Annotated in this window: 13 protein-coding genes and 2 pseudogenes; 4 read left to right on the top strand and 11 right to left on the bottom strand. The window is 71.8% G+C overall.

All coding sequences use genetic code 11. The features are described 5' to 3' along the window. The first annotated feature begins 27 nt into the window (after positions 1-27). Positions 28-513 (top strand): DUF6328 family protein, encoded by a 486-nt coding sequence (locus tag ACQEWB_RS01835; RefSeq protein WP_432826285.1) that lies wholly within the window; start codon positions 28-30, stop codon positions 511-513. Here the strand turns inward: ACQEWB_RS01835 and ACQEWB_RS01830 are convergent. Next, a complete protein-coding gene (locus ACQEWB_RS01830; RefSeq protein WP_432826283.1) occupies positions 473-1,144 on the bottom strand; it encodes a DUF2238 domain-containing protein in 672 nt (223 codons plus the stop codon). The genes ACQEWB_RS01835 and ACQEWB_RS01830 overlap by 41 nt on opposite strands. A 92-nt stretch (positions 1,145-1,236) precedes the next feature. After that, positions 1,237-2,292, bottom strand: a complete 1,056-nt coding sequence (locus ACQEWB_RS01825; protein ID WP_432826281.1) for a hypothetical protein — start codon at positions 2,290-2,292, stop codon at positions 1,237-1,239. A 172-nt stretch (positions 2,293-2,464) separates the two neighbouring features. On the opposite strand from ACQEWB_RS01825, the gene ACQEWB_RS01820 reads away from it, so the two are divergent. Beyond that, complete coding sequence (locus ACQEWB_RS01820) at positions 2,465-3,913, top strand: serine hydrolase domain-containing protein (RefSeq protein WP_432826279.1); 1,449 nt, start codon at positions 2,465-2,467, stop codon at positions 3,911-3,913. Here the strand turns inward: ACQEWB_RS01820 and ACQEWB_RS01815 are convergent. The 7 genes and pseudogenes from ACQEWB_RS01815 to ACQEWB_RS01785 all read right to left on the bottom strand — a co-directional run bounded on the left by ACQEWB_RS01815 (position 3,905) and on the right by ACQEWB_RS01785 (position 12,432). Continuing rightward, on the bottom strand, positions 3,905-5,536 hold the full coding sequence (locus ACQEWB_RS01815; protein ID WP_432826277.1) for a serine/threonine protein kinase: 1,632 nt from the start codon (positions 5,534-5,536) through the stop codon (positions 3,905-3,907). The genes ACQEWB_RS01820 and ACQEWB_RS01815 overlap by 9 nt on opposite strands. 187 nt (positions 5,537-5,723) lie before the next feature. Continuing rightward, positions 5,724-6,683 carry a threonine/serine dehydratase gene (locus tag ACQEWB_RS01810; protein ID WP_432826275.1) on the bottom strand — a complete coding sequence of 320 codons (960 nt, stop codon included), beginning with the start codon at positions 6,681-6,683 and terminating at the stop codon, positions 5,724-5,726. Positions 6,684-7,063: 380 nt separating this feature from the next. Further along, complete coding sequence (locus ACQEWB_RS01805; protein ID WP_432826273.1) at positions 7,064-8,098, bottom strand: polyprenyl synthetase family protein; 1,035 nt, start codon at positions 8,096-8,098, stop codon at positions 7,064-7,066. After that, positions 8,098-9,138 (bottom strand): tetratricopeptide repeat protein, encoded by a 1,041-nt coding sequence (locus tag ACQEWB_RS01800; protein ID WP_432826271.1) that lies wholly within the window; start codon positions 9,136-9,138, stop codon positions 8,098-8,100. The genes ACQEWB_RS01805 and ACQEWB_RS01800 overlap by 1 nt, the downstream gene beginning before the upstream one ends. A 204-nt stretch (positions 9,139-9,342) precedes the next feature. Further along, entirely contained in the window at positions 9,343-10,020 is a 678-nt protein-coding gene (locus tag ACQEWB_RS01795) for an AIM24 family protein (protein ID WP_432826269.1), read from the bottom strand. An 85-nt stretch (positions 10,021-10,105) separates the two neighbouring features. Continuing rightward, a pseudogene (locus ACQEWB_RS01790) lies at positions 10,106-11,652 on the bottom strand (CAP domain-containing protein). Between the two features lie 105 nt (positions 11,653-11,757). Further along, positions 11,758-12,432, bottom strand: a complete 675-nt coding sequence (locus tag ACQEWB_RS01785) for a polysaccharide lyase family 7 protein (protein WP_432826267.1) — start codon at positions 12,430-12,432, stop codon at positions 11,758-11,760. Positions 12,433-12,628: 196 nt separating this feature from the next. Between ACQEWB_RS01785 and ACQEWB_RS01780 the strand changes: the two genes are divergently transcribed. Together ACQEWB_RS01780 and ACQEWB_RS01775 are read left to right on the top strand one after the other, a co-directional pair. Continuing rightward, positions 12,629-14,545, top strand: a complete 1,917-nt coding sequence (locus ACQEWB_RS01780; RefSeq protein ID WP_432826265.1) for a glycoside hydrolase family 97 catalytic domain-containing protein — start codon at positions 12,629-12,631, stop codon at positions 14,543-14,545. A 28-nt stretch (positions 14,546-14,573) separates the two neighbouring features. Then, positions 14,574-15,902, top strand: coding sequence for a MarR family transcriptional regulator (locus tag ACQEWB_RS01775; protein WP_432826263.1), 1,329 nt, complete (start codon positions 14,574-14,576; stop codon positions 15,900-15,902). Positions 15,903-15,924: 22 nt separating this feature from the next. Here the strand turns inward: ACQEWB_RS01775 and ACQEWB_RS01770 are convergent, their stop codons facing one another. Continuing rightward, complete coding sequence (locus tag ACQEWB_RS01770; RefSeq protein ID WP_432843597.1) at positions 15,925-16,410, bottom strand: GNAT family N-acetyltransferase; 486 nt, start codon at positions 16,408-16,410, stop codon at positions 15,925-15,927. Beyond that, positions 16,379-17,050 (bottom strand): annotated as a pseudogene (locus tag ACQEWB_RS01765) (alpha/beta hydrolase); the annotation flags it as partial. The pseudogene ACQEWB_RS01765 and the gene ACQEWB_RS01770, both read right to left, overlap by 32 nt. Positions 17,051-17,136 lie beyond the last annotated feature (86 nt).

Below are 17,136 nucleotides of genomic sequence, written 5' to 3'. Positions count from 1 at the left end.
CGATCGGCCTGCGGTTACCCGGACCGCATGGCCGAGACGATGTCCCGGACGGGCCGCGACGAGAGCCAGGAGGAGCGCGCCGACCGCATGTGGGTCGAGCTCATCCAGGAGGTCCGCGTCGCCCAGACCGGGGTGCAGATCCTCTTCGGCTTCCTGCTCACCGTGGTGTTCCAGCAGAAGTACGCCTCGCTGGAACAGACCGACAGGACCATCTACATCGTCACGGTCGTCCTGGGCGCCGCCGCCACCGGCGCGCTCATCGGCCCCGTCTCCCTGCACCGCCTGGTCTCCGGGCGGAAGGTCAAGCCGCAGGCCGTCCAGTGGGCCTCCCGGATGACCTTCGTCGGCCTGCTGCTGCTTCTCGCGACCATGGCCTCCTCGCTCCTGCTGATCCTGCGGGTGGCGACCGACAACGGGATCGTGCCGTGGATCGTCGCCCCGGTCGTCGCCTGGTACGCGCTGTGCTGGTACGTCATCCCGCTGTGGACCCGGCGCCGCCATACGACGCGGTGACGCCCGGCCCGTCCAGCTGACGGTCGTGCACGCGCGAGAGCACCAGCACCGAGACGGTGGCGCCGATCAGCGCGCAGAACATGTCCCACTGCGTGTCCCACACATCGCCCTGCGTGGCCAGGAACGCGTCCGCCGAATGCCCGCCGGTCACCGCCGCCAGCCACTCCAGCATCTCGAAGACGGCGCTGAAGGCAAGGCACGCACACACCGTGAGCGGCGCCAGCCAGCGGCTGCCCCGCAGCGGCGAGGTACGGCTGAGCAACTCCCTTACCAGCACCGCCGGTACGAAGCCCTGCATGAGGTGCCCGAAACGGTCGTAAGGATTGCGGTCCAGGCCGAAGGCGTCCCGCACCCAGTCGCCGAGCGGCACCTGCGCGTAGGTGTAGTGGCCGCCGACCATCAGCACGAGCGCGTGGAAGGCGAGCAGGCAGCACAACAGGTTCGTCAGCGGGAAACGGCGCCAGGTGAACACCACCAGCGGCAGCCCGACCAGCACCCACACCGTCTCCAGGAACCAGGTCGTCCGGTCCTTCGCGCCCCAGACCGACACGGCCATGCCCAGGACCACCAGGGCGGCGAGCACGGCGGGCAGCTGCCGTCGCGGGACGGCGGAGTGCGCAACAGCAGTCATGGGGGCTCCTTTTCGTGGAGCCCCCATGCTGGTGGAGCGGGTGGGAGGCGGCATGAGTACGGCTACTCAGCCCCGCCCGGGTACGCGAACGCTCAGTCCTTCGCGCCGCGCAGCGCGGTCAGGCAGCCGGCGATGGCCTGCTGGAGCTCCTCGAGGCGCTGCACCATGTCGTCCTCGACGAACTCCTCCACATCGTCGAAGGTCAGCTCCTCGAACGCCTTCGTCGCCTTCTGCAGGCTGCTGTAGAACTTCGTCCGCCGCTCCTGGACGCGCAGTTCGGGATCGGCCTCGACCGTCTCGGCGACCAGGGTCTTGAGGGTGTCGTAGGCCTCGCTGGCCCACTCGCCGGTGTCCTCGTCCTCGTCCAGCTCGTCGATGAGCGACAGGTGCCGCTCCGCCTCCTGACGGAGGTCGACGGGCGCGTCGATGGTCTGCCCGGCCGGGGTCTTGACCTGTCCGGACTCGGCGATCTGGCGGACGTAACCGATCCGGTCGGCCGAGCGGCTCTCGGTGGCCACGGCCTTCTTCAGGTCGTCGGTGCGTACGACGTCACGCGCCAACTCGGCCTGGAGTTCCGGGTCTTCGCGCACCCGGTCGAGGAGCGCCTGGCGGGCCGCCCGTGCGGTGGAGGGGTCGGCGAGGATCGCGGCGCGCAGCGCGGTCGGGTTCTCGGCGACCTCCAGGGCCTTGGTCGGCCGGATGCCCTCGGCCTCGGCGGCCTCGGCGATGGCGGTGCCGCGCTCGGACGTGGCGCTGTTGCGGGAGACGTAGTAGCTCAGCCACACGTCGGCGTCCGGCAGCTCCACCTCCTGGCCCGGCGCCAGCGCCTCGAACTGCGGCACCAGACCGTCGTCGGCCGCCCGGTCCCAGGCCTTGTAGTAGCGCATCACACGCTCCGCGGAGCAGCCGGCCAGCTCCGCGAACTCCTTCGCGGACACCTTCGGCGTCTCCTCGGCGCCCTGGCCGCCGGGCCGGACGCTGCGCGCCACCATGAGGCCGAAGGCCCAGCCGCCGGTCCGCGCGTACACCCCGAACTCACGCGCGTCCCGCGCCACGAGGTCGGACAGCGGCGCGGGGGACGTCTCGGGTGCGTCGGACGTCACCTCAGGCGTCTCGGATGTCTCGGACGGGTCGATCGCTAGGGTCACCGATGACTCTCCTGTGCAAAGCTGGTCGGACTGGAGAACGTGCAGACCGGCAGCCTATCTGCGCCCCTTGGTCATGGTTTGCCAAGGGCCCCGCGTCGGCGCGCTGGGTGCCGGCCGAACGCTTCGTGCGGCAGCGTCTTCTCCGCTGCCGGCCCTGGGAGAGGATGCCGTCATGAGCGCCCGCCCGCTGCCTTCCAGCGCCCCCGCCGCCCAGGGCGTCGACGCCGCCGGTGTCCACGCCTTCCTCGATGCCCTCGAAGCCGCCCCGGACATCGAACCGCACAGTCTGATGATCCTGCGGCACGGCCGTCTCGTGGCCTCCGGCTGGTGGGCGCCGTACACCCCGGACCGTCTCCATCTCCTGTACTCGCTGAGCAAGAGTTTCACGGCCACGGCCGCCGGGCTCGCCGCAGGCGAGGGGCTGCTCGACTTCGACGATCCGGTGATCTCGTACTTCCCGGAGTTCGAGGCCGACATCACCGACCCGCGCAGCCGGTCGATGCTGGTGCGGCACGTGGCCTCCATGGCCAGCGGGCACGAGCAGGAGACCTACGACCGGGCCCGCGCGCTCGACCCCGTCCATCCGGTCAGGGGGTTTCTGCTGCTGCCCCCGGACCACGATCCCGGGACCGTCTTCGCCTACAACCAGCCCGCCACTTTCGCGCTCGCCGCCATCGTGCAGCGGGTCACCGGACAGTCGCTCAGCGGATATCTGCGGCCCCGGCTGCTCGATCCCCTCGGCATCGGCGAGGTGGCCTGGCTGACCGGCCGGTCCGGTCTCGAGCTGGGCTTCACCGGGCTGCACGGCACGACCGACGCGATCGCCCGCCTCGGCCAGCTGTACCTGGGCGAAGGCGTCTGGGAGGGCGAGCGGTTGCTGTCGCGGGAGTGGGTGGCCGAGGCGACCCGCGTGCACATTCCGACCGAGGGCGCCATGCAAGACCAGGGGGACCGGGGGGATTGGCAGCGGGGCTACGGCTTTCAGTTCTGGCGCTCCCGGCACGGGTATCGCGGCGACGGGGCCTACGGCCAGTTCTGTCTCGTCCTGCCCGAGCACGACGCCGTGATCGCCATGACGGCGGCGACCGAGCAGATGCAGAAGGTGCTGAACCTGGTCTGGGAGCACCTGCTGCCCGCCTTCGGGCCCGAGCCCCTGTTCGGCCGGGAAGCGGACGACACGGCCCTGCGGGACCGCCTCGCGCTGCTCGCCCTGCCACCGTCCGAAGGCAAGCCCGCCCCGCCGGAGCGCGCATCGGAGTGGACCGGCGCCGAGTTCACCCCGGCCGGGGGCCTGTGCGTCGACCAGCCGAAGCTGACCTCGGTCGTCGTGCGGCCGGGCCCGGACGGCTGGACCGGCACGCTCACCGAGGACGGCCGACCGCTGGAGTTGCCGGTCGGTGAAGGGGGTTGGACCGTCGCCGAGGAGCCGCTGCCCGTCGCCGTGAGCGGTGGCTGGGCCGACGCGGACAACCTCGCCGTGGAGCTCGTGTTCCTGGAGACACCGCACCGACTGACCGTCAGCTGCTCGCTCCCGGAACGGACTTTCACGGCACGCTGGTGTACGACGCCCCTGCACAGCCCCCCACTGCGCGCGATGCGCGCACCCCGCGCGTCAGTCTGACTCCACCCGGAAGGTCCGCAGGACCGTCTCCAGGGCCTGGCGGTTCGCGGAGTCGTTCCAGTCGGCGGCCGGAGTCGTCCAGCGCAGCGAGAACCCGCGGCCGCCACCCAGCAGGAAACCCCGGCCGAACGTGCGGACCTGAGTGCCGTCGTCCTCGGAGAGCCACTCCATGTCGGCGGCCTTGCGGCCCTGGTACGTCGTCGCCTTGATCTCCCCGATCTGCTTGAACCCGGCGTCCTGCTCCAGCCCGGGCTCGACGTCGTCACGCCAGATGGCGACGGGATCGGGGCCCAGGACGGTGCTGTACGTGACCGCCAGGGTGCGCGGATCACCGTCCGCGCCGAAGGTCACCCGGGTCGACAGGTCGCCCACCTTCGAGGTCTCCAACCGCTTCCAGCCCTTGGGCAGGGCGACGGAGAAGCCCTCGGCGGCGGTGTAGCGGTGGAAACCCGGGGGCAGGGCGGAGGCCGACGGGGACGCCGGAGCGGAGGGCGACAACGATGCCGTCGGGGAGGCGGTGGTGGGCGACGCGGATGCCGACGGTCTGGTGTCCCGGCCGTCCGTGTTGTTGCCCGGCGTTGAAGCGGTGGCTGACGCGGACGGTCGCGGTGCTGATTCGGTCGAGGACTTGTCGAGGCCGGGCAGTTGATCGGTGGCGGCGAGCGCGGCCACCGCGACGGTGACCACGGCCAGCGCGGTACCGGCGGCCATGGTCAGTCTGCTCCACCCGGGGGCCGCGTGGACGGCGGCCGTGTACACACCGCGCAGCCGCGGCCGGGGTACGGCTCCCGCGAGGGCGCCGGGATCCTCGGTCACGACCCGGGTGAGCGCCTCGCGCACCACCAGGCGGGTCAGCCGCTCCCGGGAGTTCTTGCGCAGCAGCCCCTGCACGGTCGTGGTGAGCGGACCGGCGTGCAGCGGGGCGCGCAGCGGCAGCCGGTCGACGCCCTTGAGCGTGGCCTCGGGCCGGTCCCGCTCCCGGAACGGCGGGCGTCCCTCGGTCATCGTGTAGAGCATCGCGCCGAGGGCCCACAGGTCCGCCGCCGGGCCGATGCGCTCGTCGCGGGCCTGTTCGGGGGAGGCGTACGACGGTGCGGTCAGCCGGGGTGCCAGCGTGGCGCCGGCCAGTCCGAACCCGGTGACCACGACCGACCCGCGGTCCCGCACGAACACCTGGCCGGGGCTGAGCTCGCCGTGCGTGATGCCCTCGCCGTGCGCCGCCTCCAGCACGTCGAGCACCTCCAACCCGATGCGCGCCGCCCGGACGTAGTTGAACGTGCCCTGCTGGGCGAGGAGTTCACCGAGCGGTGTGCCGTCGATCCATTCGGTGACGATCCACAGCGCGCCGTCCTGCTCCACGGCGTCCACGACCGTGGCGACAGCTCCCGGACACAGCAGCCCCATGGTCTCGGACATCCGGATGATGCGGGCGCTCGCCCGTATCCCGCTCTCGCCGTCCGGGTCGGACGGCAGGGTCATCTGGGTGAGCAGATAGGGGCGCTGGGCGTCGACGTCCTTGCCGTACCAGCAGACCCGGTTCGTCTCGCGGTGGACGACATCCACGAGCCGGTACCTCCCGGCGACCAACTCGTGCGTGAAGACATGCGCCTTGACCATGGTCATCCCTCGCTGAACCCCTGGCTCATTCCTTACACAGAGGTACGCGGGGTGCGACGGGGTGTGTTCAAAGGATCCGCAAATCATGGGCGGCCAACGGCTTTTGTTCACACGCCCCTCGCCGAATTCGGGGAACTCCCCTTTACCTGACCACAATTCAGGACCGGGCATTCAGGTGGACAGTGAAAGCAACTCAGCGCAGCCCGAAGCGCTCCGCCCACCCCATGACGTCGCCGGTCGTCGCGTTGCCCCCACACACGACCAGCCCGAGCCGCGCGCCCTCGCCGACCCGTTCGAGGACCCGGCGGGACGCGGGCAGCAGACAGCCGGCGGCCGGCTCGGCCCACACCTTGGCGTGCTCGGCGAGGTCGAGGGTGCCCTGCACCGCCTCCCGGTCCGGCACCACCAGCACCTCGTCGACCTGCGCGGACACATGGTCGTACGTCAGCCGGGACACGGACGGCGCGCTGAGCGTCGACACGATGGAGGACAGCTCGACCGGCACCGGCCCGCCCGCCGCCAGCGCCCGAGACATGGCCTCGGCGCCCCCGGTCTCCACGCCCCAGATCCGCACCTCCGGCCGCAGGGCCCGCAGCGCCGTCGCCACACCGGCGATCAGCCCGCCGCCCCCGACACTGACCAGGACGTCGGTCAGCTCCCCGGCGTCGGCGGCGAACTCCAGTCCGACGGTGCCCTGTCCGGCGATCACCTCGGGGTCGTCGAAGGGGTGGACCAGCGTCAGCCCCTCCTCCTGGAGCCGGGTCATGAGCGCGAACGCCCCGGCCATGTCGTCGGTCATCCGCACCGAGGCACCGGCCGCCTCCGCGATCTCGACGGCCCGCGCGGGCGCCGAGCGCGGCATCACCACCGTGGCCTTCACGTCGAGGGCCGCGGCCATCACCGCGAGGGCGATCCCGTGATTGCCGCCGCTGACCGCCACCACCCCGGCCGCCTTCTCGCGCTCGCTCAGCGAGAGCAGCTTGGCCGTCGCGCCGCGGGACTTGAACGAGCCGGTGCGCTGGAGCAGTTCGAGCTTGACCGTGACCGGGACGCCGAGCAGCGTGCTCAGGCCGGGACTGGGCAGCGTTGGCGTACGCACGACGTGTCCGGCGATGCGCTCGGCGGCGGCTTCGACGTCGGAGATCCCGATCAAGGCACTCACCTTCCGGCACGGGTGACGGACCGCACCATTCGCACCCTGACGCGGGGGACGGCCGAGGTCAAACCGGATACGCACGGCCCACAGGGGCGCCGACCACGCCCCGGCGACCTGAGACTCGCGGTGCGGACCGGGCGGCGGCGACTTGCGACACGCGGTGCCGATCGTGGGCGGGTGACCTGTGGGTCGCGGTGCGGACTGCGTGGCGGCGACTTTGCGGCTTGCGGTGCCGATCGTGCGCGGGTGAGCTGTGAGCCGAGGTCCGGACCGCCCGGCGGCGATTTGCGACCCGCCGCGCTGATCGTGCGTCGGTGGCCCGCGACCCGCCGTGGCGACCTGCGGCGACGAGGAGGGCAAGGACATCCGGCGATACGTCAGACGTCGCGCCGCAGCAGGTAGCTCAGCAGGGCCCGCAGCTCGTCGCCGGCCCGTCCCTCCAGCGGAACCTCGGCGAGAGCCGCCTCCACGGCGGTGATGTGCCGCCGGGCTTCCGCGAGTGCCGTCGACCGGCCGCCCACCGTCTCGATCAGCTCGGCCGCCTCCGCCGGCGCGTCGCCGCGATCCAGCAGCACGGCCAGCCGCCGGGTCTCTGGCGTCGGCGAGTCGAGCGCGGCCAGCACCGGGTACGTCTTCTTCCGCTCGCGCAGGTCACCGTGCACGGGCTTCCCGGTGACCTCGGGGTCGCCCCAGATCCCGAGCACGTCGTCCATGATCTGGAAGGCGATTCCCAGATGCCGCCCGGCCCGGTCGAGGGCGGCGACCGTGGCCGGTTCCGCGCCGCCGAGCAGGGCGCCGAGCGCGGCCGCGCACCCCAGCAGCGCGCCCGTCTTGTGCTCGGCCATCGCCCGGTACTCCGGCGGCCGCACCCGTTCCGGCCCGGTCCAGGGGCGCGTGGCGAACAGCAGGTCGTCGGCCTGCCCGCGGACCAGGTCGCCCAGTGCCACCGACAGCACCCGCACGGCCCGCGGCCCCGCCGGAGCCGCGGCGAGCGTCTCCACGGCCAGCGCGAACAGGGCGTCACCCGCGAGGACCGCGGGTCCCGTGCCGTACGCCTTCCACGCCGTGGGGCGACCGCGGCGCTCCGGGTCGCTGTCCATGATGTCGTCGTGCAGCAGCGAGAAGGCGTGCACCAGCTCCACCGCGACCGCCGCCGGCACCCCGGCCGATCCTGGCGCGCCGGCTGCCTCCGCCCCGAGCACGGCCAGCGCCTGGCGCAGCCCCTTTCCGCCGGACGCGACGGTGGGCGCACCGCCCACCTCGCACCAGCCGAAGGAGTACGCGGCCATCTCACCCACCCACGGATGCAGCCGCCCGACCGCCTCCACCAGCGCGGGCCGCACCAACTCCCGGCAGCGGTGCAGGACTCGGGGAGTATCGGTGGGTGTTCGCAGGACCGAGGGAAGCGTCATCACCGTACGACCTCCGCCGCCACGCCGAACTCCTCCTGTGCCCGCGCCACCATCTCCCGGGCATGCCGCAATCCGATGCGGTCCAACTCGTCGGCCAGTTCGTCGAGTTCGGCCGCGGTCTCGGCGCGGTCGCGGCCCAGCCGGGCCAGCGACTTGGCCAGCCCGAGCCTCGACAGGGCCTCGCCGCGCGGCTCGCGCATCGCCCGGAACTCCGCCAGCGCCTGCTCGTACAGGTCCCGCGCCTCGGTGTAACGCCCGGCCCGGTACAGGACGTTGCCGCGCATCTTGTGGTTGTAGGCCAGAGCGCTGGACAGCCTCATCGCCCGGCAGGTCGTCTCCGCCTCGGACAGCAGCGCGAGCGCCCGCTCGGTGTCGCCGTCCCGCACCGAGACGACATCGGCGAGGCCACGCAGTGCCCAGGCGTGGCCGCGCCGGTCCTCGGCGCGCGCGGCGATCTCGGCCGCCTCCTCGAACAGCGCGTAGGCCGTGTCGAAGCGGCCGGTGTTGCGGTGGATCTGCGCGATGCCCTCCAGAGCCCACACCGTGTGCCGCGCCTCGCCGCGCCGCCGGGCCTCGGCCAGCAGTTGCTCGTGCAGCCTGGCGACGGCCTCGTAGTCGCCCTGGATACGGCCCGTCTCGGCGAGACCCGCCAGCGAGTAGCCGCGTACGACGACGTCGCTGCCCAGTTCGCCGAGTTCGGCCGCGAGCCCGAGCAGCCGCCGGGCCAGCGCGAAGGCGCCGCGCTGCCGGGCCAGGGTGCCGCCGCTCCACAGCGCCCAGGCCATCGCCGCCGTGTCCCCGGCCGCCCGGGCGGCGCGATAGCTCGCCTTCCAGGCCCGGTCGGCGTCCCCGATCTGCCCCAGCCTGCGATGGGCCTCGGCCACCGCGAGCCCGGACCGCGCCGCCTCCCCGGTCCGGCCGGCCCGCTCGGCGGCCTTCAACTCCCTTGTCCCGGCGGCGAGTACGTCGGTCAGCGAGGAGTTCACGGACAGGGTGGTGAGGGCGCCCTGATACTCAGGGGCGAATGCCTTGCCGTACATGGATCCCTTTCGGTCCGTATACACACTGTGTATACATGGAGCGTATGCACCGCATGTATACATGGTGTGTATAGAGCGTCGAAAATTAGGCCCTGACCCTTGGTGGGGGCCAGGGCGTCACCTGTTGCCGATCAAGACGTCATGTGTTGTCGAGAGGTTGCTCGTGAGTCGCAGATCACGTGCCGAGGGCTCGAAGACAGGCTCTCAGTGCTGCTGGGCCTTCTGCGGCGTGGCCTCGCTCGGCCGTACGACGACGTACCCCTCGCCCTGAAGCATCAGCTGCACGGCCTCGCCGGAGCCGCCGCGCAGCATCGAGCCGATGGACTGCGAACGGTGCAGGGAGGTCTGCAGACCGGCCGTCCAGCCGACCACCGCGTCCGTGTCGACGAACACCGGGTACTGCGGCGAGACCGGGATGACCAGCGGGTTGCCCTCGCACACCAGCCCCAGCCGGCCCTGTCCGGTGAAGACGCTGTTGAACAGGCCGCCGCCCGCGATGCCGGCGCCCTTGACGGTGGAGATCCTGTACGACAACGAGGCGTCGAAACACAGCACGTTGCGGCCGTTGACGGTGAACTCGTCGCCCGGGTCGACGTCCACGATGAAACAGTTCTGCGCCTCGTGCGCGAACCAGGCCTCGCCCTGCCCGCGCACGGTCATGAGCGGGAGGCCCTCCCCGGTGACCGCGCGCTTGAGCATGCCGCCCACGCCCTGGCCCTTGCGCTCGAACTGGAGGTTGCCGCGGTAGGCGATCATCGCGCCCTGGCGGGCGAGCATCTCGCCGTTCACGGCGTACTTGATGCACTTGGCGTTCTCGACGGTCATGCCCGGCTGTGCGGCCGGCTGGACCATGTGCTCACTGGAAAAGAGGGAACCCTTCATGCGGGCATCCTGGCCCGGACGAAGTCATTCCGCCAAGATCGCGGACGAGAGTGGTCGTCGGGGCGGTCCGGACGGTCTCCGGCCTTCAGGCGCCGAAGAGTTGGGTCCAGTACGTTCCGGCCGCGCCGCCGCCCGCGAAGCCGATGCCGATGTGGGTGAAGTCGGGCTTGAGGATGTTGGCCCGGTGGCCCGGGCTGTTCATCCAGCCCTCCACGACCTCGGCGGGGGAGCGCTGGCCGCAGGCTATGTTCTCGCCGATCGAGCGACGGGTGGAGCCCGCGCGCGCCGCCCGGTCCCACGGCTGGCTGCCCTCGGGGGAGGTGTGGGAGTAGAAGGCGCGGGCCACCATGTCGGCACTGTGCGCCTGCGCGGCCGTGGTGAGCACCGGGTCGACGGCCAGCGGAGGCAGACCGGCCGCCCTGGCGCGCTCCCCGTTGGTGAGGTCGACGACTTCGGTCGCCGTGCGGGCCAGGTCAGCGGGACCGAAGGGGTGGCCCACAGCGCCGTCCAGAACATGTCGCCGGAGCGGGGGTCGGCGACCTGCCCCAGACCGGCGTGGACGAAGGCCGGGTCGTGCAGGGTCCGCCGGGGCTGCTCGTTGCGCAGGCAGTACTCGACGAACTCGGCGGGCGTGCGCGGCCCGGAGACCAGGTGCTCGCCGACGGTGATGTACGCGTATCCGGCGGCCGTGACCCGCTGGTAGACCGAGACGCCGTCCGCGCTCTCGACGCCGAGATGGCCCACTGCGGCCATGGCGGCGGCGTGCGCATGGGCGGCGGCCATGAGGCGGGCGTCGAGCGAGACCGGGCCGGAACCGGCCCTGGTGCGGGCGGAGTTGACCGGGCCGAGGAAGCCGCCGTGGTCGGGGGACGGGGATGGGTGCGAGGCAGCCGTGCCGGGCAGGAGCCGCGGGTCGGGAGGGGGCGCTGTGGGGGAGTGGGGCCGGGGGCCGTGTGCAGATGGTGCGGGGGACGCAAGGTAAGGGCTGCGCGCTGGGGGCGCCGAGCCGAGCCCGGGTGTCCGCGGCGCCGGGATGACGGGGCGGGGCGTCGGAGTCCGTCGCCCCGAGGGCGCGGCCCCGGCACCTTGGGCCGGCGGCGCCACTGCCCCGGCCCCGCGACCTTGCCCCGGCGACCCCGGTGACCCGGCCCCGTCGTCGATGACGTCGACCCCGAAGTCCCGTGCGATGCCGGCGAGTCCGTCCGCGTACCCCTGCCCCAGGGCCCGCAGCTTCCAGCTGTCGCCCCGCCGGTAGATCTCCGCGAGCAGCAGCACCGTCTCCTGCTGCGGTCGCGGCGGCGCGAACCGGGCGAGGGGGCGACCGCCCGGTCCGGTGACCTGGAGGGTGGGTGCGGGCAGGCGGCCCAGGGGAGTGCCGGGGTCGGCCGGGCTGACGACCACCGTGAGCCGGGTGGCTCCCGGGCGCAGCCTCGTCGGGTCGACGGTGAGGGTGTCGCCGTCGAGGCGGGCGCCCGGGGCCGAGGGCTGGTTGTAGAAGACGAAGTCGGCGTCGCCCCGGACCTTGCCGCCGTCGTCCGTGATCAGCGCGGACACGTCGAAGGGTCCGGGCACCCGGACGGTCACGGCGCCGCCCGGAAGGGGCATGTTGCCCCCGGGGACCAACTCGCTCATGCCGCCGCCCTGGTGTGTGCAGTGTCCGCCCCCTGGTGGGGTTGTCCGGAAAACGTCCACCTGGGCGCCAGGGTTCCCGGCACGGTTCGGGAGCTCGGAGCCCCCTCAGCGAGTCCAGTAGCGGATGTTGCGGAAGCGCGCCTCGGCCCGGCCCGAGCCGTGGTTGTACACGCCGTTCTTGAAGTAGCGGGTCGCCGGACCCCGGTCGGCGACCGTCAGGGCGAGGGCGTCGTCGAGGTAGACCTTGACCGTGCCGGTCCCACTGCTCGCGGCATGGGCGATCTTGACGTTGAACCAGGTGTCGTACGCGTTGGTCCTGAGCACCGTGCCGTCGTAGCGCCGCACGGTCCCGCCCCCGGTGTCGTACACATTGAGCATGATGTCGGTGGCCGGCGTGCCCGAGGGATGCACGCTGCGCAGGATCTGGACGAAGGACGCCCCGTCGGTGCCGGACGGGAGGTACACGTCGGCGTCCCACATGTGGTCCCCGGTGGTGTAGTCGACCTTCCAGCGCATCTCGGTGCGCGGGTCGGTGGAGCTGCCCTCCTCGAAGGGTTCGTCGGTGGCGTACACCCACATGCGGTCGACGCCGCCGCTGGAGCTGTGCCGGTCGCTGAGGTCGAGGTTCCAGGGCTTCTGCCAGCTGTACGTGAACGAGGTCCGCGTCCAGCCGTCGGTCGGGTCCGCGGCCGCGGCGGCCTGCGCGGTGCACGGCAGTGCGAGCGCGGCACCGCCCGCCAGCAGGCCCGCCCCGGTTCGTAAGACCGATCTCCTGTTCATCGCGTCTCGCCCTTTCCGGTGAGTGAGTGGACGGCGAACGCAGAGAACCCCAAGACATCGGAGGAGTCAAGGAGTTGGGCGTGATTGGGGAGACTCCAGGACTGTTGACAGGCGTACAAGGCATGTCTAGGTTCCCCGATACACCCGATGTATCGATGATCCGTCCGGTTCGGCACGTCAACACGGGAGGCTTCACATGGCGGTTCCGATCAGGACCGCGGTCGCCGCGCTCTGCGCCGGGCTGGCGGCCACACTCTGTACGACCGGGCCGGCGCGGGCCGGCCAGAGCGACACTTCCCCCGAACACGTCTGGTCCCTCTCCGGCCCCGAGCGTGCCGCGGCCGCACACGAACCGCTCGCACGGGTCTCCCTCGACGACACCACCGGCGCACTGAGCCTCTCCGTGTCCCGCGGCGGCCGTACCGTCATCGAGCCGTCACCCGTCGGAATCGTCACCCAACAGGCCGACCTCTCCAAGGACTTGCACTTCCTGCACCGCAAGGACCGGCTCGTCGAGGAGCGGTACCGGACGAAGTCCGGCAAGCGCCTGGACCGTCAAGTCCGTATGAACGAGACCCGGTTGTCGTTCGCCACGGCCGCCGGCGCCCGGCTCGACCTCGTCGTCCGAGCCTCCGCCGACGGTGTCGCCTACCGCTATGTCCTCCCCGCCGGGTACGGCGATGTCCTCGGCGAGAGCTCCGCGTTCAACCTGCCGCCGGACGCGAGCGCGTGGCTCGGTACCTACCGGGTCGACAACGAGGGCCAGTTCAACCAGTACACCGCGGCCACCGCCCCCACCGGCGAGTACTCCGACCAGGCGCTGTTCGCCACCGACGGCGGGTACACCCTGCTCGCCGAGTCCGACCTCACCGGCGCCTACTCCGGCGCCCGGCTCGCCCACGACCAGGGCACCGGCACCTACCGCATCAAGCTCGCCGACGACCGCGTCCACACCGACGGCCGACTCACCACCCCCTGGCGGGCGATGGTCACCGGCGACCTCGCCACCGTCACCCGCTCCACCTTCACCGACGACCTCGCCCCGGCCTCCAAGGTCCGCGACACCTCCTGGATCCGTCCCGGCACCGTGCTGTGGACCTGGCTCGCCGGCGGCAAGGAGGCCGGCCAGAGCCTCGCCGCGCAGAAGGCCTACGTCGACTATGCCGCCGAGCGGGGCTGGCCGTACGAAGCCGTCGACGCCGGCTGGTACTTCAAGAGCGACGAGTGGGACACCACCGACCCGAACTGGCAGACCGACAGCTGGCTGCCCCAACTCGTCGACTACGCACGGGCCAAGGGCGTCGGCATCGTCGTCTGGATCCACCAGCGCGACCTCGACACACCCGAGGAACGCGCCCAGTGGCTGCGCACCCTGGAACGCTGGGGCGTCAAGGGCGTGAAGATCGACTTCATGAACTCCGAGGCACAGCCCATGCTCCAGTGGTACGACGCCATCCTCAAGGACACGGCCGACCACCACCTCATGGTCGACTTCCACGGCTCGACGATCCCCAAGGGCATCCAGCGCACCTGGCCCCAGGTGATGACCCTGGAGGGCGTCGGCGGCGAGGAGAAGCGCACCAACACCGCCGTCCACCTCACCACCCTGCCCTTCACCCGCAACGTCATCGGCTCCATGGACTTCACCCCCGGCGCCTTCCAGCGCGTCGGCCTGCGCCCCAACTCCGACGCGGCCGAGGTCGGCCTCACCGTCGCCTACGAGTCGGGTCTCCAGATGTTCGCGGGCACCCCCGAGTCGTACGACGCCCGGCCGCTGGCCCGCGCCTTCTTCGACCAGGTCCCCGCCGCCTGGGACGACACCCGGCTGCTCGCCGGAAAGCCCGGACAGGAGGCCGTCCTCGCCCGCCGCAGCGGCGACCGCTGGTTCCTGGGCGGGGTGTACGCCGGAGCCGCCCGCACCGCCGAGGTCCCGCTGGCCATCGGACCCGGTCGCTGGCTCGTCGAGACCGTCCGGGACGGCGCCGACGGACTCGTCCAGGACCGCCAAGTCCTGCACGGTGGAGAGAAGTTGAGCGTCGACGTCGTCGCGGGCGGCGGCTTCGCCGGGATCGCCTGCCCCTGGCGCCCGGGCGTCACCACCTGCTATCGCTGAGCTTCGTCGCCGTGAAGGGTGGTGGAAGGTGAGTCCGTCGATCGGAGTGGTCGTTCACGCGAGCCGCCGCGGGGTCTTCGAGGAGGCCGTCGAACCGCTGTCCGGGATCTCGTTGAAGTGGGTCACCTACGGGCACGAGCAGGAGATCCGCCCCCGCGTCCGACGCCTGGTCGACGGACACGGCCTGGACGGGCTGCTGTTGGGTGCCGTCCCGTATCGCGCCTGCCGTGACCTCCTCGCCCGCAGCCTCCCCGTCGCCGTCATCCGCAGCTCCGCCCTCGACCTGGCCCTCGCCTTGTCACAGGCGCAGGCCCGCGGTTGGCAGCCGGTTCCGGTCAGCATCGACACCTTCGACCACGAAGTCGTCTCCGAGGTCACGGAGTCGGTGCACCTGGACCGCACCCGCGCCAGCTGTCTGCCGTACGCCGACGACCAGACCATCGACGAGATCTGCGCCTTCCACCACCGGTCGCTCGAAGACGGTGAGGGTTACGTCATCACCGCACGCACGGCGGTGCTACGGCAGCTGCGCGGAACCCTGCGGGTGCTGAACGGCTCGCCCACCCCGTCCAGCATCCGCGCGGAACTCCACGAGCTGGCGCTGCGCATCCGCTCCGAGCGGGCGGGCGCGGCGGCGTTCGCGGCGGGCATCTTCCGCCTCAACGGACCTGGCCAATCGGGTGACTTGGAGCGCAGCCGCACGGGTCTGCTACGTCTCCTGCGGGCCACGCCCGAACTCGCCGACGCCTGGATCGAGGACCGGGGCCGGCGCGGCGTCGTGGCCCTCGGACGCCGGACGCTGTTCGAGCGCCTGACCCGCGACTGGCTGGTCCTCCCCGTACTGGGCCGGGCCCAGGAGGCACTCGGCGTGGAGGTGGCGGCCGGCTTCGGCGTGGGGGCGTCGGCCCGTTCCTCGGTGCTGCTCGCCGAACGGGCCGTCGGCCGCGCCGAGTCGGAGAACCGGCCGTGCGGCTATCTGATGGAGGACGGCGGACTGGTGATCGGCCCGATGGGGCCGGGAGGACAGCAGCCGAGCCCGTCCTGCCGCGAACAGGACGACCGTATGCGCGAACTCGCCCGGACGATCGGCCTGAGCCCGGCAACGTTGTCAAGACTGGCCGCCATCGAACACGACCTGGCCGGACGCCCGGTCACCCCGAGTGAACTCGCCGACGCGATGACCATCACCGATCCCAGTGGCCGCCGCCTGATCCGCAAACTCCACGCCCACGGCCTGATCACCTCGGAGGGCTGCACCCAGACCCACCGGAAGGGCCGCCCGACGGGCCTGTATCGGCTCGCGATCGACGCGGCCCTTACTGGTTCCGGCGAGGGGCATCCCCTGTCGGCCGTCTAGGCGCGCAGGACGGGAGGCCGGTTCAGAGCTCGCGCGTCCGGATGTGCACATGGCCGGCATCGGGATAGGCGGGTGGCGCCGCGGGCAGGATCGCGGCCAGTTGGTACCCTGACTTCTGCGCGACCCGGCAGGATGCCGCGTTGTCCACCTGGTGGAGGAGTTCGAGGCGGGTCAGTGTCTCGCCGGGGAAGCCGGTGAAGGCCCATTCGGTGAGCGCCTCCAGGGCCCGCGGCGCCACTCCGCGACCGCGCGCGTGCGCCGCGGTCCAGTAGCCGACCTCGGCGGACCCTGTCCCCGGTTTGACGATCTTGAGCACCATGTGACCCGCCAACCGGCCCCTGGGATCCGCGGATTGAGCTTCTACGACGGCGTACGCGAACCGGCGTCCCGCCTCCCACCCCTCCTGCTGGACCGCGATCCACTGGGCCGCCCTCGCCTCGTCGGCCACGGTCGCGGTCGTCCATCGGCGCAGGGCGTCAGACCTGCGCCGCCGCGGCCTGGCCGAGATGGTGGACGAAGAAGCGGACCGCGTTGTCGGACTCGAACCTGGGCAGTTCCTTGTGGGCGCCCGAGTTGGCGCGCAGCGTCTTCTCCTTCGAGGCGAAGGCGTCGAACAGCGCGAGACCGGACTCGCGCGCGATGTGCTCGTCGTCCCACTGAAGCAGGTACTCGACCGGGATGGTGATCTGCTGCGCCGACTCGGCCAGCGCATCGGGCCAGTGGAGGCCGAACACCGCGGCGGTGATCCTGGGATCGGCCGCCACGAACGGCACACCGGTCGCCGTGCCCATGTTCAGACCGAAATAGCCGACTGGCCCGTCGGCGCCGATCTCCGGCAGCTGCTGGAGGGCGTCCAGGGCCGTCTGCCACTCGGGTAGCGCGCGCTCGGCGAGGTGGGCGTTGTAGCGGACGACGATCTCGCCGACGGGCTCACCCGCCGCCATCGCCTGCTGCATCGCGGCGATCTCCTGCTCGTCGTAAGCCGTCCGGGGCCGGCCGCCGTGCCCCGGGGCGTCGATGCAGGCCACGTGGAAACCGGCGCCGGTCACCAGGAGCCGAGCCCGGCCGACCATGGCCGGTGACTTGCGGTGGTTGCCGCCGCCGTGGCCCATCAGCACCAGGGGTGCCCGCCCGGGGCCGGCGGCGGGGGGTCTCCGCAGTGAAGTGCACAGTATTCATGGGGTGTTGCCTTTCGGGAGTGCCTTGTGGTCGAGGCGCTCCCGGCGACAGCTAA

It is taken from the genome of Streptomyces sp. CA-249302 (assembly GCF_050936785.1).
In the GTDB taxonomy this organism is placed as follows: domain Bacteria; phylum Actinomycetota; class Actinomycetes; order Streptomycetales; family Streptomycetaceae; genus Streptomyces.
Note: the sequence above shows the minus strand (reverse complement) of the source record. Positions and strands in the feature narration are given on the sequence as shown.